General features: G+C 43.9%; 18 protein-coding genes. 15 read left to right on the forward strand and 3 right to left on the reverse strand.

Features of this window, described 5'->3' with window-relative positions:
* The first annotated feature begins 26 nt into the window (after positions 1 to 26).
* The 5 genes from I585_RS10030 to ade all read left to right on the forward strand — a co-directional run bounded on the left by I585_RS10030 (position 27) and on the right by ade (position 6,083).
* On the forward strand, positions 27 to 815 hold the full coding sequence (locus I585_RS10030; protein WP_010741652.1) for an electron transfer flavoprotein subunit beta/FixA family protein: 789 nt from the start codon (positions 27 to 29) through the stop codon (positions 813 to 815).
* Positions 815 to 1,741, forward strand: a complete 927-nt coding sequence (locus tag I585_RS10035; protein WP_010741653.1) for an electron transfer flavoprotein subunit alpha/FixB family protein — start codon at positions 815 to 817, stop codon at positions 1,739 to 1,741. Before I585_RS10030 ends, I585_RS10035 begins: the two co-directional genes overlap by 1 nt.
* 47 nt (positions 1,742 to 1,788) lie before the next feature.
* Positions 1,789 to 2,565 (forward strand): SDR family oxidoreductase, encoded by a 777-nt coding sequence (locus tag I585_RS10040; protein ID WP_010741654.1) that lies wholly within the window; start codon positions 1,789 to 1,791, stop codon positions 2,563 to 2,565.
* A 120-nt stretch (positions 2,566 to 2,685) separates the two neighbouring features.
* Positions 2,686 to 4,131: an FGGY-family carbohydrate kinase gene (locus tag I585_RS10045; protein WP_010741655.1), complete on the forward strand. Its 1,446-nt coding sequence runs from the start codon at positions 2,686 to 2,688 to the stop codon at positions 4,129 to 4,131.
* Positions 4,132 to 4,343: 212 nt separating this feature from the next.
* A complete protein-coding gene (ade, locus tag I585_RS10050; RefSeq protein WP_010741656.1) occupies positions 4,344 to 6,083 on the forward strand; it encodes an adenine deaminase in 1,740 nt (579 codons plus the stop codon).
* A 44-nt stretch (positions 6,084 to 6,127) separates the two neighbouring features.
* Here the strand turns inward: ade and I585_RS10055 are convergent, their stop codons facing one another.
* Positions 6,128 to 6,385 (reverse strand): hypothetical protein, encoded by a 258-nt coding sequence (locus I585_RS10055; protein WP_010741657.1) that lies wholly within the window; start codon positions 6,383 to 6,385, stop codon positions 6,128 to 6,130.
* A gap of 268 nt (positions 6,386 to 6,653) precedes the next feature.
* Between I585_RS10055 and I585_RS10060 the strand changes: the two genes are divergently transcribed.
* On the forward strand, positions 6,654 to 7,184 hold the full coding sequence (locus I585_RS10060) for a 5' nucleotidase, NT5C type (RefSeq protein WP_010741658.1): 531 nt from the start codon (positions 6,654 to 6,656) through the stop codon (positions 7,182 to 7,184).
* A 56-nt stretch (positions 7,185 to 7,240) separates the two neighbouring features.
* Here I585_RS10060 and I585_RS10065 read toward each other — a convergent pair whose 3' ends face one another.
* Together I585_RS10065 and I585_RS10070 are read right to left on the reverse strand one after the other, a co-directional pair.
* Positions 7,241 to 8,251 (reverse strand): hypothetical protein, encoded by a 1,011-nt coding sequence (locus I585_RS10065; protein WP_010741659.1) that lies wholly within the window; start codon positions 8,249 to 8,251, stop codon positions 7,241 to 7,243.
* Positions 8,252 to 8,690: 439 nt separating this feature from the next.
* Positions 8,691 to 10,457, reverse strand: coding sequence for a Na/Pi cotransporter family protein (locus I585_RS10070; protein WP_010741660.1), 1,767 nt, complete (start codon positions 10,455 to 10,457; stop codon positions 8,691 to 8,693).
* 271 nt (positions 10,458 to 10,728) lie between these two features.
* Between I585_RS10070 and gad the strand changes: the two genes are divergently transcribed.
* The 9 genes from gad to I585_RS10115 all read left to right on the forward strand — a co-directional run bounded on the left by gad (position 10,729) and on the right by I585_RS10115 (position 20,062).
* Positions 10,729 to 12,129 carry a glutamate decarboxylase gene (gene gad / locus I585_RS10075; RefSeq protein ID WP_010741661.1) on the forward strand — a complete coding sequence of 467 codons (1,401 nt, stop codon included), beginning with the start codon at positions 10,729 to 10,731 and terminating at the stop codon, positions 12,127 to 12,129.
* A gap of 23 nt (positions 12,130 to 12,152) precedes the next feature.
* A complete protein-coding gene (locus tag I585_RS10080) occupies positions 12,153 to 12,470 on the forward strand; it encodes a DsrE family protein (protein ID WP_010741662.1) in 318 nt (105 codons plus the stop codon).
* A gap of 237 nt (positions 12,471 to 12,707) precedes the next feature.
* Positions 12,708 to 14,633, forward strand: coding sequence for a BglG family transcription antiterminator (locus I585_RS10085; RefSeq protein WP_010741663.1), 1,926 nt, complete (start codon positions 12,708 to 12,710; stop codon positions 14,631 to 14,633).
* Positions 14,634 to 14,638: 5 nt separating this feature from the next.
* Positions 14,639 to 14,965 (forward strand): PTS lactose/cellobiose transporter subunit IIA, encoded by a 327-nt coding sequence (locus I585_RS10090; RefSeq protein WP_010741664.1) that lies wholly within the window; start codon positions 14,639 to 14,641, stop codon positions 14,963 to 14,965.
* Positions 14,966 to 14,993: 28 nt separating this feature from the next.
* Positions 14,994 to 15,332: a PTS sugar transporter subunit IIB gene (locus tag I585_RS10095; protein WP_010741665.1), complete on the forward strand. Its 339-nt coding sequence runs from the start codon at positions 14,994 to 14,996 to the stop codon at positions 15,330 to 15,332.
* Between the two features lie 15 nt (positions 15,333 to 15,347).
* Positions 15,348 to 16,697 (forward strand): PTS sugar transporter subunit IIC, encoded by a 1,350-nt coding sequence (locus I585_RS10100; RefSeq protein ID WP_010741666.1) that lies wholly within the window; start codon positions 15,348 to 15,350, stop codon positions 16,695 to 16,697.
* 72 nt (positions 16,698 to 16,769) lie between these two features.
* Positions 16,770 to 17,852: a M24 family metallopeptidase gene (locus tag I585_RS10105; RefSeq protein ID WP_010741667.1), complete on the forward strand. Its 1,083-nt coding sequence runs from the start codon at positions 16,770 to 16,772 to the stop codon at positions 17,850 to 17,852.
* Entirely contained in the window at positions 17,836 to 18,882 is a 1,047-nt protein-coding gene (locus I585_RS10110; RefSeq protein ID WP_010741668.1) for a M42 family metallopeptidase, read from the forward strand. The genes I585_RS10105 and I585_RS10110 overlap by 17 nt, the downstream gene beginning before the upstream one ends.
* Positions 18,869 to 20,062, forward strand: a complete 1,194-nt coding sequence (locus I585_RS10115; protein WP_010741669.1) for a MalY/PatB family protein — start codon at positions 18,869 to 18,871, stop codon at positions 20,060 to 20,062. Before I585_RS10110 ends, I585_RS10115 begins: the two co-directional genes overlap by 14 nt.
* Positions 20,063 to 20,136 lie beyond the last annotated feature (74 nt).

Here is a 20,136-nt window from a genome sequence, read left to right on the forward strand (position 1 = left end):
GGAATTTGCGAGATAGGAGGGGAATCATGAAAATCATTTGTTTAGTCAAATTTGTACCGGATACGGAAAAGTTTGTCTACGATTACGAGACGGATAAAATCGACCGAGATATGTCCCGGCTTATTCTAAATCCAGATGATAAGAATGCCTTGGCTTTTGCGATGATGCAGAAAAAAAAGGACCCTGCTATTTACGTAGAGGTCGTTACTATGGGACCCATGAAGCTGGAAGAACCGATGAAGGACTTTGTACGATTAGGTGCCGATCAGGCGGTTTTGATCAGTGATCGTCAGTTCGCCGGCAGTGATTCACTGGTAACGAGCCGGATCATCTCTAGTTATTTGGCTTCAAAGGACTATGATCTATTGCTCACCGGCACACATACGTTAGATGGCGGAACGGGGCATGTTGGTCCGCAGATTGCAGAAATCATGGGGATCAACCAATTTTCTAATATCGTGGCCATCAAAGAAGCAACGGAAGAATTTTCGATCGTGGAAGCCTTGCAGGAGGAAAAAACGTATCGCTTGAAAATTCAAAATCCGAGTGTGTTGAGTGTGACGCATCAAATGAATTTGCGTTTAGGATTTGTAAGATATGAAAATATCGGGAGAAATGTGGATGACCAATTTTCACTGGTGAGCAACGAAACGTTGAAGTTGCCGGCAGAAAAAATTGGCGGCAAGGGTTCACCAACTAAGGTGAGAAAAAATGTGGTTGTTAAAAGAGAGCAAGTGGCGCATAAAGTGGTAAAAGTCGACGACGAGGGTATTGAAGAAGTCGTTCATTTTCTAAAGGAAAAGGGGTACTTATAATGTTTAAAGGACTCATTCTGATAGATAACGATCAGGTCGACTATTCATTGGCTTTGGTTGATGTAGTGAATCGCCTAGCTGGTGAAGAAGAAACGTGTGTTTATGGATTAGGAATCAATTTGCCTGAAAAAGTAAAGGGACTGGATGCAGTGATCCAGGTCAATGCACCGACGATCCAGCCAAAGGACAGTCGACTAACGACCGATATCATTGAACAGGTTCATAGGAAGTATCAGTTTGACAGCATCATCATTCTAGCGACGGAATTTGGGCGAATGGTGGCTCCTCGCTTGGCAATGCGGCTTGAGGTAGGATTAGTGGCTGATATTACGGATATCCAAGTTGATAAGCGCGGAAAAAAAATGATTCGACCGGCTTTTTCAGGCAATATCATGGCAAGTATCGTGTGTGAATCGACACCGATCATGGCAAGTGTGCATCCGAATGTTTTTCAGACGGCGGACTTGACCAAAGAACCAGAAGTGATTGATTTTATCCCGACCGATTTGAAAGCGTCATCAATCGAGGTGTTAGAGGTGGTTGAGAGCGCAGAAAGCACTGTGGATATTCGCGAGGCGGATGTGATTGTTTCGGCAGGCGGCGGATTTACGCAACCGATCGATCAATTGCAGGATTTGGCAGATGAGCTGACGGGTGTCGTAGCGGCATCAAAGCAGCTCGTGGATCGGAAAAAGGCGCCACGAGAAATTCAGGTGGGGCAATCGGGTAAAACAGTCAGTCCGGATCTCTATATAGCGTTAGGTATTTACGGCTCGACGCAGCATATCGAAGGGTTAAAAAATGTGAAGGAAATTATTTCGGTGAATACCGATCTTGGGGCACCGATGAATTATTTAGCCAGTCTCGTCGTTCATGGCGATGCGGCCGAATTTGCAAGGAAACTGAGTACCAAACTTAAGGGATAACCCCAAGCGGGTGAAAAAACAAAATAAAAGGAAAAGAAGGTAAAAAAATGGAAATCAAAGACTTTAAGATGGACATGTTTCACATCAAAGGAAAAAACGCGATCGTAACAGGCGGAAACACTGGATTAGGACAAGCATTCTCATTGGCATTAGCTGAAGCTGGCGCAAATATCTTTATGCCATCAATCATGCCGGATGATCCAGAATTTAACGCGGTTCTAGCAGAACGCGGCGCGAAAACAGCATATATGGAAGCCGATATTACGAAAGACGGTGTCTGCCAAGAAGTAATTGAAAAATGTGTCGCTGAATTTGGCTCCGTTGATATTTTAGTAAACTGTGCTGGGATTTGCCCATGTGACGACGTAGTAAGCTACGGCCGCGATAAATGGGACCCAACGATCAATATCAATTTAACGGCAGCCTTTGATATGAGTCATGAAGCAGCAAAAGTTATGATTCCACAAAAGAGCGGAAAAATCATCAACATCTGTTCAATGTTCTCTTTCTTAGGCGGACAATGGGCACCCGCTTATGCAGCCTCTAAACATGGTTTAGCTGGCTTAACCAAAGCGTATTGTGACGAATTAGCGCAATACAATATCCAAGTAAACGGTATCGCACCGGGCTATTTCCAAACCCATGCGGCGAAGGCTTCGATTGAAGATCCTGAACGCAGCAAATGGATCGTGGACCACACACCAGAAGGACGTTGGGGTGACGTTGCTGACTTGATGGGTGCGACTGCATTCTTAGCTTCTGAGGCTTCACATTTCGTTAATGGCCACATTCTAGCAGTCGATGGCGGATTCTTAGTACGATAGTCTATCCAAAAGACTGAGAACCTTTCTTCTCAGTCTTTTTGTACTTTTTAGGGTTCGCGAAAAGGACCGATGTAAGGATCTATTATAATAGAAGAAAAATTTCAATTGAAGGAGAGCCGTATGGAGAAAAAATATATTGTTGGGATTGATGGCGGGAGTCAAAGCACGAAGATCGTCATTTTCGATTTGGAAGGAAATATCGTAGGTGAGGGCAAAGAAGCGTTGCGTCCGATGCACTTAGGCGAAGATGTCGTTGTTGAACATCCGGGCGATGACCTGTGGGATGCGTTATGTGTCGCAGCGAATAAAGCGATGGATGAATTCGGCGTACGAAAAGAAAATATTGTCGGCATCGGATTAGGATTTATTCGCTGCTGCCGCGTACTATTGAAAAAAGACGGCACATTGGCGCAGCCGGTAATCAGCTGGATGGATAAACGGACCTCTACGCCCTATGTCCATGATAATCCCGATGTTCAATATGTAACATCAACAAGCGGGTATATTACGCATCGCTTGACTGGCGAGTTCAAAGATAATATTGGTAATAACTTTGGTCAATGGCCGGTTGATTATGAAACATGGGACTGGTCAACCAATGATGAAGTGCTGAAGCAATACAACCTACCAGAGGATATGCTGTTTGAAGCCGTGAAACCCGGCGACAAATTAGGTGAGGTGACTAAAGAAGCCAGCGAGAAAACAGGCTTGCCAGCAGGGTTGCCAGTTTTTGCGACAACAAGCGATAAAGCAGTGGAAGCGTTAGGTGCCGGATTGATCCAAAATACGAGTGCAGTCGTTTCTTTAGGAACCTATATTTGCAGCATGATGATGGGCAAGGAGATGCCGCCAAGCGACGCGGTTAATTACTGGGGAATTCTATCATCAATGCCGAACCGCTATATCTATGAAGGCTATGGCATTCGCCGCGGGATGTGGACAGTGTCTTGGTTCAAGGATCTTTTAGGCGAAAAAATCAGTATTCGTTCGAACTATCAAGGCATCAGCGAAGAGGAATATTTGAATGAACAAGCAGCGAATATTCCCGCCGGAAGCGATGGTTTAATGACAAAATTAGACTGGTTAGCGAATCCATGGGAACCCTTCAAACGCGGCGTGATGATCGGCTTTAATGCCCATCACGATTATCGCTATCTATACCGTTCAATTTTAGAAGGTATCGCCTATACAATGAAAAACAATGTCACAAACATGACGGACGAAATGGGTCATCCGATCGATGAAGTAATCGTGACTGGCGGCGGCTCAAATAGTGATCTATTGATGCAGATTTTTGCGGATATTTTCAATTTGCCGATCAAACGAAATGTAGTCAACGGCAGCGCCAGTGTTGGTGCGGCGATTAACGCGGCAGTTGGCTTGGGCATTTATGAGAGTTATGAAGAAGCTGTTGAAAAAATGGTCAAGGTGAAGGATGTCTTCACACCTAAACCGGAAAACGTTGCGATCTACAAACGCTTGAATGAAGAAGTTTATCAAACCTTGACGAATTATACCGATGAAGTATTGAAGAAGAGCTATGAGGTGCTGCATCCAGAAGGATAACCAGCGTTAAGACTGATTCTGTTTTTATATGAAATAAATCTGTGAGCGGGTCTTCAAATGTTAGAGCAAAAAGCTAATGTTTGGAGATCGGCTTTATTTTTTTGTACAAACTTTCTTTTTAGAATCATTTTAGTGATTATGAGTAATTTATGAGTGAATCGCGGGTGCAACCCTGCTATAATAGAAAAAATATTTAAAAAGGGGCGAAGGAAGTGACAAAAGAGACATTAAAGCGATTGATCGATGCGGCGGCAGGACGTGTTCCGGCTGATTTAGTTCTAAAAAATGCGCAGGTGGTCGACGTTTATCAAGCAGAGATCATGCAAGGCGATGTGGCGATCATTGATGGAAAGATTGCTGGTGTTGGTAAAGATTATCAAGGAAAAGAAACGATCGATCTAAAAGGAAAATTTGTTGCTCCAGGATTTATCGATCCCCATATCCACGTGGAATCGTCTTATGTGACCCCAGAAGAGTTTGGCCGATTGCTAGTTCCTCATGGAACGACCACCGTGCTGGCTGATCCTCATGAGATCGTGAACGTACTTGGCTTGCAGGGCTTGGATTATATGGTGGAGGCGGCCAAGGAAACAGCCTTGGACATTCGCTACATGATGCCTTCTTGTGTGCCCGCGACCAACATGGAGAATGCTGGAGCAGTCGTAGAAGCAGCAGATATGATTCCATCGTTTGAAAAAAATCAGGTCGACGGATTAGCCGAATTTATGAATTTTCCCGGCGTGATCAATGCTCAGGATGAGGTGCTGGATAAACTAGTAGCCGCCAAAGAGCGGAATCTACGAATTGATGGGCATTCGCCAATGGTCTTTGAAAAAGACTTGAACGCGTACGCAGCAGCGGGCATTGCGAATGATCATGAATGTTCGACGGTCCAAGAGTTAAAGGATCGGATTGCTCGCGGCATGTATGTCTTTTTACGTGAAGGCTCAGTTACGCAAAACTTGCGGACCCTCCTAAAAGGTGTGACCGATAATAACTATCAGCGATGCGTGTTATCAGCGGATGACTTGCAGGCAAAAACGATGCTGGAAAAAGGACACTTGGATAACAGCATTCGAATTTGTATCGAGGAGGGCGTTTCGCCGATTCGAGCGATCCAACTGGCGACGATCAACGCTGCGCAATGCTGTCAATTGACTGATCGTGGCGCGATTGCTCCAGGTTTAAGAGCAGATTTAGTCATCTTCTCTGATTTGGCACAGCCAGAAGTCGAAGCGACTTATATCGCCGGAAAACTAATCGCAGAAGCTGGAAACTATCTGCCAGCAATCAAACGAATTTCAACGGAAAACGTTCAATCCAGCGTGCATATCGATAATTTCCGTAAAGAGCAATTAACGCTGACCTTAAACAGCAGCAGAGCCCGTGCGATCGAAGTGATTCCGCAAGAAGCGTTGACCAATGAAGCGATCGTTTCTGTTCAGCGAGATATCAACGATCAGTTTGTCTTTGATTCGCAGCAGGACGTGACTAAAATCGCCGTCGTTGAACGCCATCACAATACTGGAAATGTGTTTGTTGGGTTATTGAAGGATTACGGCTTGAAGAAAGGCGCGATCGGCCTATCGATTGCCCATGATTCACATAATCTGATCGTAACAGGAACGAACGATGAGGACATGGCCGCAGCTGTTCAAGCGTTAAAGGAACAAGAAGGCGGCGTGGTTTTGGTTGAGGCAGGAGAAGTCATCGGCAGTATGGCCTTGCCGATCGCGGGCTTGATGAGCGACCTTTCAGGCGAAGCCGTAGCGGAACAAGAGGCGGAGATCAATCGTTTGGCCCATGAAACATTAGGTGTCTCGGAAAAAGTTGATCCGATCATGACGTTAGGCTTTATGTCGTTAGCGGTCATTCCCAATTTGAAAATCACGGATATCGGTCTGGTAGACGTAACGAAATTTGAAGTCGTTCCAGTATCGGTGGAAGAATAAGAAAAAGTTAGGTAAAAGATCCTCGAAAGAATCTTTTGCCTAACTTATTTTTTTGGTTTAAAAATGGCTGGCAGAAAAATGAAGAATGAAAGAATGATCACACTAGCCCCAACAGTCAGCAATAATTTTGCCAGACCTAACTGAGAAGCCCCGGCAAAATTGCCAAAAACATTCGATAAAATAATAACCAAACTGACTAATACCGTAGCAATAATGGCTTTCATCCGTTCCCCGCGTTTCTCAAAATAAGTAATCACTGAATAAAGTCCCCAACCCAACAAAACAATCGTTAATGTATCCATTTTTTTCCAACTCCCTTTCTTTGATGTATTCATCATATCAAGGAAACAAGAGAGAAAAAACTTACGAAAGCAGTGGTAAACTTACGATTGTGAAAGGTTCAATGTTATTTGGTTATAAGCGATAAATGAAGGTTGAGAATAAAATCCCGGTCGGCGCTTATTGACGAAGCACTCGGATTAGGAGAAAATGTTCGCAAAGAGAGTTTTTCCAGAAGAGCGGTCTGCTGAAGCAGTCGGTCCTCTGACAAAATAGTGAAGGAGTGTTGGCATGGTACGAATAGCTGTCGATATGGACGAAGTGATCGCGGATTTTATGTCTAAAGAGATTCGACTGTTTAATGAGTCAAATGGAACCGCGTACACCAAAGAAGGGATAGCTGGCAAGAAATTGCGTGAGCTGCATCCAGAAGAAACTGAAAATATTCGCAAACGGGTCAGTGATCCCACCTATTTTTCTGATTTGCCCTTGATTGACGGCGCAAAAGAAGCGCTAGAAAAATTGGCGGAGAAACACGAGATCTTTATTACGACTGCCGCAATGGAATTTCCGACATCGTTCAACGCAAAATATGCTTGGCTCAAGGAGCATTTTGCCTTTATTCCGGAAAGCCATTATGTTTTTTGCGGCGATAAATCGATCATTTCTGCTGATTATTTGATCGATGATCATTTGCGTCATTTGGAAACCTTCCGTGGCCAAGGCATCCTTTTCGCTGCCCCCCATAATGCCCATGAAACCTACGAGCTCAAATTGAACGGCTGGGATGAAGTGTACCGTTACTTTGACGAGAAGTACTAGACGGCCTTACAAAAGGGGTCGATGAATAGGTTTCTTGTGATGAAACAAGAAACCTGCTATTTTTTCTTTCCCTTTAAGAATTTATTGATTCTATTCTGCCGGCTTTTCTCTGCTCGATCTTGTGCGATTTGTTCTTTGGTCTTGCCATAGAGCAGAAAGTTAGTATCCGAGTAATCTGGTGTCGCGGCACTGTTTTTAGACGGCGTTTTTCCTGCTTTAGACGTCACAGGCTCTTCGCCAGGGAGCGGGTACAGCGCATCTGCCCTCGCAGCGGCTTCTTCATAGCTCAGGCGGGGACTGTTGGCTGACTTCGTAGGCTGATTTTTTTGCGTCGTTTTCTTTTTAGCAGGGTTGGAAGCTGTAGGAACTAGTTCTTGCGGCTTTTTTACTTTGCGAGGCTGTTTTTCTTCAATAGTCAGGTTCTGAGCAGGGGCTTCTAGTTCTGCTTGAATCGCTTCATGCTCCGCATCAATACAGCCTTTTTTGCTTTTGAATTTTACGTATTCAGCAAAGCGGCGGACACCGGCGGCTTGGAAAATGGTCAGCGTTGTCAAAATCCCCAATACTTCAGCGGTTTCCTCTACGGAGCACACTTGCTTCGTATCACGCAGCGTCCATGTGTGGCGTTTTCCGTTAGCGTCTTTAAAAATCGACACAAGATCGAATTGAAAGTCGGATTTATTTGCTGTTTCAAGGTTCTTTTTCTTTAACAGCTGGTTGTAAAGCTGAGCTTCTTTGGTTAATTGCTGATAGTCTTCTTTATTACTGAATAAACGCTGGATGACAGTTTGCCATTCAACGCTGGAAAAGAAGTCTTCAAAGTAGACGCAGTGTCTGCGCAAAGTATCATTTGGTGTTTCAGTCATGAAAATTTGATGAATCAACGCACTTAGTGGCTGAAGCGAAAAGTCGCCCACACAGATCGAGTGGCGAAATAGGATCGCTACAAGGTACTCCACGACTTCGGCTGCTTGCTGCGTTTGTTCGAAATACTGACGAACTCTTTTCAAGAGCGTCTCCTTTTTCATACCAAATAATTGTCTTTGCCCCAATTTCGCTACTTCCATCTTCAATTTCCTCCAGACTAGTAAAAAACATTTGTTGTAAACGTTTTCTGTAATTTATATCTAAAAGAGTAACCTTTAATAACGAGGTTGTAAATAGTTTTTCGATATACTTTTTTTAATAATCTTTCGTAAAATATTTGAATAATAAGGTTTATGAGTCTCTTTTTTGAAAAAAACTCACGGATTAGTAAAGATTAAAATAACTAATTAGTGATTTTGCTCAAGAGGAGATCGGTCGTGAGCGGTTCTATTTGATTTTTTCGCATCTGGTTTATTCTAAAGTAAGCGAGATGATTATAATCAGTCTGGTAAAGGCCGTGGATCTCTATAGGGAATGGTGCTTTTTTTAAGCAGATAGCGGATTTTTTGATGAAAAACCCAAATTTTTAATGCAAAAAAAGCTGCCTGTATCTCATTAAGAGATCAGGCAGCTTTTCTATTAGTCTAATGCTTCGCTAGCATCACCAATTGCGTCGTCAAGTGATGCGGCGGGTTCTTTGTAATGGAAGTTTGAGGTATCGTATTTAAAGTTGTATTTATTTCCTAAGAAATATTTCGCGATATGCAGCGTACGATCACTGGAACGTTCAAGGTTAGAACTGATATCGATCAACAGCACGCCATCCGCTGCCCGACCTTCACCTTTAGTCATTAAGCGGATATATTTCTTCCGCAATAGTTCAACCAGCTGATTGATCTCTTCTTCACGATCCAACATTTTCTGAGCGAGTTCAACATCGTCATTATCTAAAACCTGCATCGCATCTCGGATATTTTTTAGGACTTTATCGAAAAGCAGCTCAAGGTCTTCGTCATGAAGCAGGAATGTTTGCCGATTATTGGTTGATTTGGTCTTATTCCGTTTGTCTTTTGCCCGCTGCTTTTCTTCTAGGGCAATGGATTCTTCGACATACCGAATGATGTTCATCGAATGGTCGCCCATGCGTTCGAAGTCTTTGGTGAACTCTAGCAGCATCGCTTGTTCCTGACTCTCCAAAGGTGTTAACTCGGTCGCAGAAATTTTTACGAGATACTCCGTCAATTCAATGTCGCATTGATTGATGGCATCCTCATATTGTAAAACGTCATCGCGCCACTCTTCTTTGGTGTCGTTGTAGTATTTACGTGCGGCCTTCAATGAAGAAAGGACGTAATTTCCCATTTGAACCACTTCACCTTTTGCTTGCTCGATCGCCATAACAGAAGATGTATGGATGATAGGCTCGCTTAAAGTGACTGAGCGGATGTTCAGATTCTTCTCGCTGCCAGGAACGATCTTCTTCACGAGCATCTCGATCTGCGGAATGAACCAGAACTGGATCGCCAAGTTGGAAAGATTGAAGAGCCCATGGGCAAAGGCGATCTGCATGGCTGGATTCAAGCCCAGAGAACTTGCAAAGAAGGTGACGAGCCTTGTAAATGGTACTAATAATAACGTGAAAATAATGGCACCAACTAAGTTAAAGATCACGTGAGAGGCGGCGGTACGCTTAGCGGCAACACTTGCGCCTAGACAAGCGATAATGGCAGTGATTGTCGTACCGATATTATCCCCAAATAGAATGGGTAAAGCAGCGGTTAAGGTGACACTGCCCTGCATATAAAGCTGTTGCAGAATCCCGATCGTCGCACTAGAGCTTTGCAAGACCATCGTCAATAATGTACCGATTCCAACACCTAGGATCGGGTGATGAGAAACACTGATCATTAATTGATTGAATTGTGGCAGGTCTTTTAATGGGTCCATCGCCGTTCCCATCAATGTCAAACCATAGAAAAGGGCTCCGAATCCGAAAAGGATCTGCCCAATTGATTGCAGAGTAGTTCGTTTGGAAAAGAAGAGCAGGATCGCACCCGCACCGATGATCGGCAGGGAGTATTCACTCAAACTGAAGCCGATAATGAAAGCGGTGACAGTCGTCCCCACGTTGGCTCCCATGATGACTCCGATCGCTTGCTTCAAAGTCATAAAGCCGGCACTCACAAGTCCGACAGCTAAAACGGTTGTGCCTGAACTGCTTTGGATTAAACCGGTAACGATAATCCCGGCTAAAACGGCACGAAATGGCGTTGAGGTGAAACGATTTAGAATTTCTCTTAATCGATTTCCGGCAGCTTTTTGCAAGCCGTCGCCTAAATATTTGATCCCAAAAAGGAAAATTCCTAATCCGCCTAAGAAAGAAAAGATCATTTCTTGATAAGACATAATGCGCGTCCTCCGCTAAATTTTTTTGCATGCTACTACCAAAATAATAGATTCACAAGTAAAAAGAAAGTCTTTTATTAAAAAAAGCGTTGTTTTTTTCGAAATAACTGAATTATTTTGAGTTAATTCGAAAAAACTGCTTCATCTAAGGGATAAACGGAAGGAATTCTTTTGTGTTTTTTAGCGCTTTCAGCTACTCTTAAAGTAGAAGGAATTTTTTTGTTCAATTGGATAAACAAGGGCATTTTCAAAAACAGAGGAGATGTGTCGGATGCTTTATGGAAAGAAAAATCGGCGTGAGGCAAGTTATTTGGAACCAATTTTTGGATCAAAGAATGAAGATGAAACATTACCTTCGTACCATTTAGGTGAAAAATCGATCGAACCGCGAATCGCCTATCAGATGATCAAGGACGATCTATTAGATGAGGGAAATTCGCGTTTGAATCTAGCGACGTTCTGTCAGACATTTATGGAGCCGGAAGCGGTCAAGCTGATGAGTGAGACGCTGGACAAAAATATGATCGATAAATCTGAGTATCCTCGCACAGCCGAAATGGAGAATCGCTGCGTGAATATCATTGCAGATCTCTGGCATGCGCGCGGACCAGAAAAATATATCGGAACGTCAACGATCGGTTCCTCCGAAGCCTGTATGCTGGGCGGAATGGCGATGAAATTTGCTTGGCGCAAACGGGCAGAGGCCTCAGGTATGAATACCCAAGCGAAGAAGCCGAATTTGATTATTTCTTCGGGCTATCAAGTTTGTTGGGAGAAATTTTGCGTATATTGGGATATTGAGCTGCGGGAAATTCCGATGACGGAGGATCACTTGTCGTTAGATGTGGAAAAGGCCATGGAAGCGGTGGATGACTATACGATCGGAATCGTTGGAATCTTGGGGATTACGTATACCGGACAATACGATGACATCAAAAAATTGGATCAATTAGTCGAAGCACACAATCAGCAAACCGAGCACAAAGTCTATATTCACGTGGACGCGGCCTCTGGCGGGCTGTATGCGCCGTTTGTCGAACCAGAATTAGAGTGGGACTTTCAATTGAAAAATGTCATCTCGATCAATACATCCGGTCATAAATATGGCTTAGTGTATCCCGGTGTCGGCTGGATCGTTTGGCGTGATGAAAAATATTTGCCGGAAGAGCTCGTCTTTAAAGTCAGCTATCTCGGCGGTGAAATGCCGACGATGGCAATCAATTTTTCCCACAGTGCTTCCCAGATGATCGGTCAGTATTATAATTTTGTGCGTTTTGGCTTTGACGGGTATCAGAGTATTCATCAGCGGACACACGATGCGGCGGTTTATTTAGCCAAAGAAATTGAGCAGTCTCGTCATTTTGAACTGATCAATGATGGCAGCCAGCTGCCGTTGGTCTGCTATAAATTAGCCGCTGACAGTGAGCGCAAATGGACGCTTTATGACCTGTCGGATCGCTTGTTAATGAAGGGCTGGCAAGTTCCTTCCTATCCGCTGCCCAAAAATTTGGACCATCAGATCATTCAGCGGATCGTAGTACGAAGTGATTTTGGCATGAATATGGCCCATGACTTTATTGAGGATTTGAAGGCGGCAATCAAAGAGTTGGAAAATAGTCACTTAGTTTTTCATAAGGAGACGGAAATAAAAAATTATGGCTTTACCCATTAATTGAATCAAAGGAGGCGTTTTTAATGAAAGTAGTTTTCCATGTCGATGAGTTGGGAATGATTAGAGAGGCTCGTCATAACATTGAATACGTGTTATTGACGGAGCCGGAGGCAGACATTGTGCTATTGATGAATGGCGAAGCGATCCAAGGGTACCTGCTGCCGCGAGTGATCAAGTTCATGAAGGAATACCGCAACATCACATATCAAGCTTGTCACCAATCAATGCGCAATTTTCACGTTCGTTCGAAGCAAATGCATGAGCAAGTCGAAATCATCGAATCTGGCGTGATTGGCTTAGTTGCGCTGCAAGAGCGGGGATATTCGTATATTAAGTGTTAAAAGTTTGAGTCCTTCTTCATAAGAAGGGCTTATTTTTTTTGCTTTAGCAGTTGAATGACTGTCGCTCCAAAATATTTTGAACACTTTAGAAAAATAAATGCTGAAATGACCGCCGGCTGTGCTTTAATAGTGAGTGCACCATTGATTCAGGCGTTTTTTGCATTTTTAATTTGAAAAAGTTGCCATTTTAAGTAAAGGGCTTACATTGTATAGTTTATTTGTAAGCGGGAGGTAGTTATGAGACAAGAAAAAATTGTTGAATACTTATATGCGAAGAAGCAAGCGATTGCTCCCAAGGCATTAGCCGCTGCCGTTCAAATTTCGGAGCGGACACTTGCCAATGACATCAAATGGCTGAAGGAAATCGGTTCGACAGAAGGCTTCACGATCGAACGCGTACGTTCGGCGGGCTATCAGTTGAAGATTCTGGATAAGGCCAAGTTCCGAAACTACTTGTCACAGTCAAAGCAGCAAGAACAGGTAGACAATTCAAGTCCGCAAGAACGCGTCAAAAATATCGAACTGCTGCTGCTGTTCAATGATGAGTACATCACCATGCAGCAAATCGCGGAATGGCTGGATGTCAGTTTGTCGACAGTCAAAGCGGATATCAAACAAGTCGAACAGTTTTGCGAGAATTACGAGCTTTCGCTTTTCAGTAAAGCTCATTACGGCTTGAAAATTCTCGGCACAGAAAGTAAAAAGCGGCGGGCGATTTTATATTTGGTTCGCAACACGATTCATACACCGGTACTGACGGAAAAGTATAAAGAATTCAATTTTGTTTTTGATGAACAGGCTTTACGGCAATTCTTACAGGAACAGCTGAAAATGAACCAATTAAAAATCAGCGACATCGTCTTTGAGAATATCGTCCAGCATATTCGATTACTAAGTTTTCGAATCTTGCAGAACAATACATTGAGCAAGGAAGAGGTTGAAGAGACCAACATCGTTGACGGCTATGACCGTTTGACGGAGGCGTTGGTTGGCTATTTAGAAGCGACCTATCAGTTAACCTTTTCTCACGCGGAGAAAAATTATTTAGAAGAGCAGCTGCGGGGGAAATTCACGGTTCTCGATGATGCCGCGAGTAACAGACAATTGGCTTCGGCGATTCAAAAAGCGCTGGAACTGGTTGATCGACGTTACCATACGAGCTTCCGGCAAGATCAGGATTTGGCGAACGCGCTATTGATGCATGTCGCGCCATTACTTCAACGGCTCTATACCGGACATCAGCTGGAAAATCCGATCATTGAAGATATTTATACACAATACGCCAATGTTTTCAATGTGGCAATGGTATTCATCAATGAACTGAATAAGGATTTGGATGCGGATATCAGCAAAGACGAGATCGGTTATGTGGCGATTTACTTCGCGGCCAGTTTGGAAAAGCAATCCAATCAAGTGATTGATGATTATCAGAAAATAGCGGTGATCTGTTCAACCGGCGGCGGTGCGGCGTACTTGCTGAAGGTTAACTTGGAACGTCTTTTCAGCAATGCCGAGGTCGAAACCTTCGCTTTAAATGAGATGGATCAGATTGATTCAAGCTTTGATTTATTGATCTCAACGGTTCCATTGGAGCAGGCCAATTTCGAGCTTCCGATTATTTTTACGAAAACGATTTTGAGCCAAGCGGAAATCAGCAAAATCGAGAAAGACTTGAATTTGCTGCGAGAATCGCAAAACAAAGTTCATGATGTGAATCAGTTTATTCTCAGTCTGTTTGAGCCGGAGTGGTTCCAGATCGAGGAACAGGCAGATAATTATTTGCAGGTCTTAGAAAATGAAGGCGCTCGCTTAGAAAAGCAAGGCTGGGTCGAACAGGGCTTTAAGCAAAGTGTTTTAAATAGAGAGCGGATGATCGATACGATCTATCAGCAGGGGGTCGCAGGACCTCACCCGATGGAACAAATGGCGGTCAAGGAAGTCATTGATGTGATCTTGCTGAAAAAACCGCTGATGTATCGCGACAAGCAAGTAAAAATCGTCTTTCTGATCAACATTAAAAAAGACCATTTAAATCTCCACAAAGAAATCAGCCGGCTGATGATCAAAATGATGGATGATCCGATGCTGGAGCTGCAATTAACGAAAATCAAGAATTTCCAAGACTTTACGTCTTATATGAAAAGTTTAATGAAAGAAGGATAAAAAGAATGAACGATCAAGAGATGGATATTTTTAAAATTATTTCCGCGGCAGGAGATTCACGAGGCTCTGCTTTTGAGGCTTTGCGACTGGCGCGTAAAGGAAAATTCGAAGAGGCGGATGCAAAAATGCAAGAAGCCAAAGAAAAAAGCATCGACGCACACGACGTGCAATCTAAATTGATCACTGGCGAAATCAACGGGGAGAAAACTGAAACCAGCCTGTTGATGGTCCATGCGCAGGATCATTTGATGACCAGCATCTTGGCGCGTGATTTGATTGAAGAAATGATCGGTATGTTAAGGGAACAAAGCGAAGCAAAGGCTTTGCACTAAAATAAAAAATATTTAGGGGGATATACACATGAAAACACTGCTAGTTTGTGCCGGAGGTTTTTCAACGACTATGATGATGGAGTCAATGAAGAAAGTCGTGAAAGAATCAAAAAATTTGGATGAAAAGGATTATCCAATGGAAGCGATCGGTGTCGATAAATTGGAACGCTACATTGATGATTATGATGTGATCTTAGTCGGACCGCAATTGAGCCACAAATATGATTTCATCAAAGGCGAAGCAGAAAAGGCCGACAAGCCAACAGTTTTATTGACTTCTGATATTTATGGATCAATGGATGGCGCTACCGTGATGAAACAAGCCTTAGTCGCTTATCGTAAAAATCAAGCAATCAAAAATCAATAGTCAGGAGAGAAAAAAATGGAAAATCCAAAGAAACAGAGTGCCTTTGATAAAGTCGAAGCATTCATTCGTAAAACATTGGTTCCAATTGCCAACAAAGTTGACAGCAATCCTTACTTAACGGCCATTAAAAAAGGGATGGTCGTGATGACACCGGTGCTATTGTTGGGTTCGATCGCGGCGATCTTCCCATCGATTCCCGAGTTCATCAAAACGCAGGCTGTGGCGAACTGGTTTGAGAATTATGGCTATATTTTTGGCATCATCTCTAAAGTTTCGTTAGGTTTGGTTGGTTTGTACGCGGTCTTAGCCATCTCGTATTTCTTGAGTGAGCATTACAAGCTCTATACCGTCGGCTCCATGATGCTTTCTGCCATCGCTTTTTTAATCGTGGCGATGGATGTCGATAAAAACGGCAATATCGTTGCTTCTTACCTGGATTCAAAAGGGTTGTTCACCGCCATTTTCGTAGCTATTATTTCGGTAAAAATTTATCAGTTCTTTACGAAGCACAAATTGGTAATTAAAATGCCTGAAGGGGTACCAGATTTTGTTTCCAGCTCCTTCGAATTGATTACACCGACTGCGGCGATCGGGATCTTGTTCATCGTGATTCGTGCAGTGACAGACAGCTTATCTGGCGGGATCTTATTACCGCAGGTTATTATGAACATCTTAGCACCAGCGATCGGCAGTCTTGATTCACTATGGATGATCTATTTTGTCTTAGTATTACGTTTGGTCTTCTGGTTCTTCGGGATTCACTCAGCGGTCTTGTCTCCGATTCTTTCACCGATCGCGGTGCAATATTTATCAGAGAACATTGCGGCTCACGAAGCTGGTCAACCGTTGCAGCACGTAATTACAAATGGTACGTTATCTGCTTTTGCGAATTTCTCAGGATCAGGGGTCACGATCGGTTTAGTCTTGGCGATGCTGATCAGTAAATCTTTGCGCTATAAAAAGGTTGGGGCGGTGGCCTTGCTGCCATCACTATTTGGGATCAATGAGCCGGTACTCTTCGGTGTGCCGATCATTCTGAATCCGGTGTTGATGATCCCATTCATTTTCGGCGGGGCATTTGTAGGTATGCTGCCGATGATTTGCATGAAACTAGGTCTATTGAACTTCCCAATCTTTGATCCGCCGTATGTTCCGGTCTTCATGGAAGGCTTTTTGACTGGCTTTGACTGGCGCTCGATCATTGTTCAAGTAGTACAAGTAGCCCTGTCATTTGGCTTGTATCTGCCATTCTTCAAAGTTTTAGAAAAACAAGAATTAGAACGCGAAGCATTATTAGAAGCAGAAAAAGCGAACTCTGTCATTTCAGATGACGACGAACAATATTTAACAGATATTGATTTCTAGCCGAGAAAAAGGACAGTTGCGACTGTCCTTTTTTGGTCGATCCCGAATGACATAGAAATAAGGAGCAATCAGATGAGAATAGAAAAATTACGACAACTATTAGGCGAAAAGCAGCTATCTGGACTGTTAGTGACGGACAAAATCAATCGTCGCTACTTATGCGGATTTACCGGTTCTAACGGACTATTATTGGTCACAGAAAACGACTTGCGTCTCTTTGTAGATGGGCGCTATACACAACAAGCGCAGCAGCAGACTGCTGGAGTTGAGATTTGTGAGATTCCTGTTGACGGCAATCTGCTGTCGACTTTACAGCCCTTCGTGAAGGGATTGACCCTAGGATTTGAAGCAGGCACGATTTCCTATCAAACATTTACCGGCTTCCAATCATTGCTGGAAGAAGTCGGCGGCCGATTAATCAAAACGGCCAATTTAATCGAAAGCCTGCGGATGATCAAAACATCAGAAGAAATTCAAGCAATTAAACAAGCGGCCGCTATCGCAGATCAAACGTTGGAAATTATCTTGCCGATGATCCGCAGCGGAATGAGCGAGCTGGAATTGGCCAATGAAATTGATTACCGCAGCAAAAAGCTGGGTAGTGAAGGCCCCGCTTTTGAAACGATCGTAGCTTCAGGAACACGCACGGCCTTGCCTCATGCCCATGCTAGTCAGAAAAAAATTGAAGCCAATGAGCTGATCATGATCGATTTTGGTTCGATCTATCAAGGCTATTATTCAGATATCACACGGACTTTCGGTTTTGGTGAAGTATCCGCTGAAATCGAACAAACCTATCAGCAGGTTTTGACTGCCCAAAAAACAGCGATTCAAACAGTGGCTTTAGGGAAAACGCTCGGGGAGATCGACCAAACGGCACGGCAAATTTTGGCGCAGGACAATCTGGCGCAGTTCTTCAGCCACAATCTAGGTCACGGTATCGGACTTTCTTGTCACGAATATCCGGCATTGGCACCAAATGAGGCGTTGCCAATCGAAAGGAATATGACCTTCACGATTGAACCGGGAGTATATTTACCAGCATCCGGTTTTGGGATTCGAATCGAAGATGATGTGGTCGTGAATGACGCCGGGCACGCCGAAATTTTGACTCAGTTTAATAAGGAGTGGATGACAATTGACTGCAACGGCTAAATTATTGATGGAATTATCTAACCTAGACGCATTACCGGGACAAGAGGCCCAGGTTCAAGCGGCGCTGCAAGAAACGATTCAAGGATCGGTCACGAAGGATGCATTTGGCAATCTTTATTTCGGTGATCTGCAAACTACTAAGAAAAAAATCGCTCTGTACGCCCATATGGATGAGGTCGGCTTTTTCGTTCATCGGATAACCGAGGACGGCTTTGTCTATTTTTATCCGATTGGCGGCTGGTGGGGCCATGTGGTTTTAGGTCAGCAAGTACGGGCGACCTGTCGTAAAAACGGCGCCGTTTTGGAAGGACTCGTGGGGACACTGCCCAAAACAAGCCATAAAATGTCCGAAGTCGTACCCCTCAGTGAGATGTACATTGATTTTGGTGTTCAGTCAAAAGCAGAATTAGAAGCGGCCGGTTTGCAAGTTGGCGATATGATTTTGCCGAATACAGCGGCAAAGAAAAGCTTCAATCAAAAGAAAATCATCGGCAAAGCGTTGGATGATCGGGTGGCTTGTACCGTCATGGCGCAAATCAAAAATCAAGTCGAAACCCAAAATATTGAAGTTATCGGTGTTGGGACGGTCCAAGAAGAAGCCGGAACCCGCGGCTCAAAAGTCGCTGCGGCGCAAGTCGAAGCGGACATCAATATCGTGATCGATGTTGCCAATGGGAAAGATACGCCAAAAGCGGCAGAATTTACCAACCGCATTCAAGGAAACGGCCCCGGTTTGGTCTTGGCGGATAAAACAGCTCTCGGCAATTTAAAATTACTAGATTATTGCAAGGAAATCGCCGAAAAGAATCAAATCGCTTGGCAATATGATCTATTAGGCGGGGGCGGCACGGACGCTGGATCAGTCCAGCTATACGCGGGGAAACCAACCTTAGTATTTTGCGTGCCGGTTCGTTACTGTCATTCATGGAATTCGATTGTGGCGATCTCCGATGTCGAAGCGACGATCAAGCTGCTGTCGGCAGTCATCCGTTCATTAGATGAAGGAGGCTGCGATCTTGAGCAATTTTAACGAACAACGGTCTCGTTACGGAACTTATTCGACCCAATGGGACTATGTACAGGATCGTTTTGGCGAAAAGGACCTGCTGCCGTTTTCTATTTCAGATACGGATTTTATGATTCCAGATGGCACGATCGAGGTACTGGATGAAGCCGTTGCACGAGGCTTTTTCGGCTATACTCGCTGGAATCATTTGGATTACAAACGCAGCATCACCCGCTGGTTCCAGCAGGAATTCGACAGTGAGCTTGATCCCGAGTGGTGTGTCTATTCATCGAGTGTAATTTACAGCTTATCGGTTTGCATTCAATTGCTAAGCCAAAAAAACGATAAAATCGTGACCTTCACACCTTGTTACGATGCCTTTTTCAATTGCATCGGCGGAAATGAACGAGAACTGATAGGCTTTTCACTAACGAATCAGAACGAACAATTTACGATCGATTTTCCAGCACTGGAAAAAGTATTCATTGCTGAAAAACCAGCGATCTTCCTATTGTGCAACCCGCATAATCCAACAGGCCGAGTATTCACCGAAGAGGAATTGACGCGCCTGATTTCATTATGCAACGCCTATCATGTCGCGCTCATCAGCGATGAAATTCATATGGATGTTCGCCGTCCCGGAAAGCAGCATTTACCGATTTTACGTTTTATTGATCAAATTGAGGTGCCGGTCGTTTTATTATCCTCCGCATCGAAAACCTTCAATTCACCAGGACTTGGCGGTTCCTACGCGCTGTTTCCAGAAGCAGCACTCCGCGAGCAATTTTTGAGTATTTTGAAGGGAAGAGACGGCCTATCCTCGATTCCATATCCGGCACTCTTGGCAACGATGGATTGCTACAACAATCAAAAAAATTGGCTGGAAGAGCTGAATCGGACTATTGACGAAAATTTTGAGCTATTGAAAAAGATTTTGGCTGATGATCCGCGCATTCACTTTGCCATTCCAGAAGCGACCTATCTCGGCTGGATCAACGTCAAAGAATTGCCTTATAGCATGGAAGAATTGCAGACGGTTTTGGTCAAACAAGAAAAAGTCGCCATCATGAAAGGCGCGACCTATGGACCAGAAGGCGCCGATTATCTGCGCTTCAATCTCGGAGCACCAAAAGAAAAAATCATTGATGGTGCGGAACGCTTAATGCGCACTGTTCGATATTTAGATGAAAGATCCTCTTGCTAGAGGGTCTTTTTTGTATGGCAGGACATGTTATATTTTAAGTTACACAAACCTCGGGCAATGAACGAAAAGTAGTG

The organism is Enterococcus malodoratus ATCC 43197, assembly GCF_000407185.1.
GTDB classification, from domain to species: Bacteria; Bacillota; Bacilli; order Lactobacillales; family Enterococcaceae; genus Enterococcus_A; species Enterococcus_A malodoratus.

Coding starts and splice junctions, on each gene's coding strand:
- I585_RS10105 (WP_010741667.1), top strand. CDS start 16,770: ATGAGAATAGAAAAATTACGACAACTATTAGGCGAAAAGCAGCTATCT.
- I585_RS10055 (WP_010741657.1), bottom strand. CDS start 6,385: ATGGATACATTAACGATTGTTTTGTTGGGTTGGGGACTTTATTCAGTG.
- I585_RS10040 (WP_010741654.1), top strand. CDS start 1,789: ATGGAAATCAAAGACTTTAAGATGGACATGTTTCACATCAAAGGAAAA.
- I585_RS10065 (WP_010741659.1), bottom strand. CDS start 8,251: ATGGAAGTAGCGAAATTGGGGCAAAGACAATTATTTGGTATGAAAAAG.
- gad (WP_010741661.1), top strand. CDS start 10,729: ATGCTTTATGGAAAGAAAAATCGGCGTGAGGCAAGTTATTTGGAACCA.
- I585_RS10030 (WP_010741652.1), top strand. CDS start 27: ATGAAAATCATTTGTTTAGTCAAATTTGTACCGGATACGGAAAAGTTT.
- I585_RS10100 (WP_010741666.1), top strand. CDS start 15,348: ATGGAAAATCCAAAGAAACAGAGTGCCTTTGATAAAGTCGAAGCATTC.
- I585_RS10095 (WP_010741665.1), top strand. CDS start 14,994: ATGAAAACACTGCTAGTTTGTGCCGGAGGTTTTTCAACGACTATGATG.
- I585_RS10090 (WP_010741664.1), top strand. CDS start 14,639: ATGAACGATCAAGAGATGGATATTTTTAAAATTATTTCCGCGGCAGGA.
- I585_RS10070 (WP_010741660.1), bottom strand. CDS start 10,457: ATGTCTTATCAAGAAATGATCTTTTCTTTCTTAGGCGGATTAGGAATT.
- I585_RS10045 (WP_010741655.1), top strand. CDS start 2,686: ATGGAGAAAAAATATATTGTTGGGATTGATGGCGGGAGTCAAAGCACG.
- I585_RS10035 (WP_010741653.1), top strand. CDS start 815: ATGTTTAAAGGACTCATTCTGATAGATAACGATCAGGTCGACTATTCA.
- I585_RS10080 (WP_010741662.1), top strand. CDS start 12,153: ATGAAAGTAGTTTTCCATGTCGATGAGTTGGGAATGATTAGAGAGGCT.
- I585_RS10060 (WP_010741658.1), top strand. CDS start 6,654: ATGGTACGAATAGCTGTCGATATGGACGAAGTGATCGCGGATTTTATG.
- I585_RS10085 (WP_010741663.1), top strand. CDS start 12,708: ATGAGACAAGAAAAAATTGTTGAATACTTATATGCGAAGAAGCAAGCG.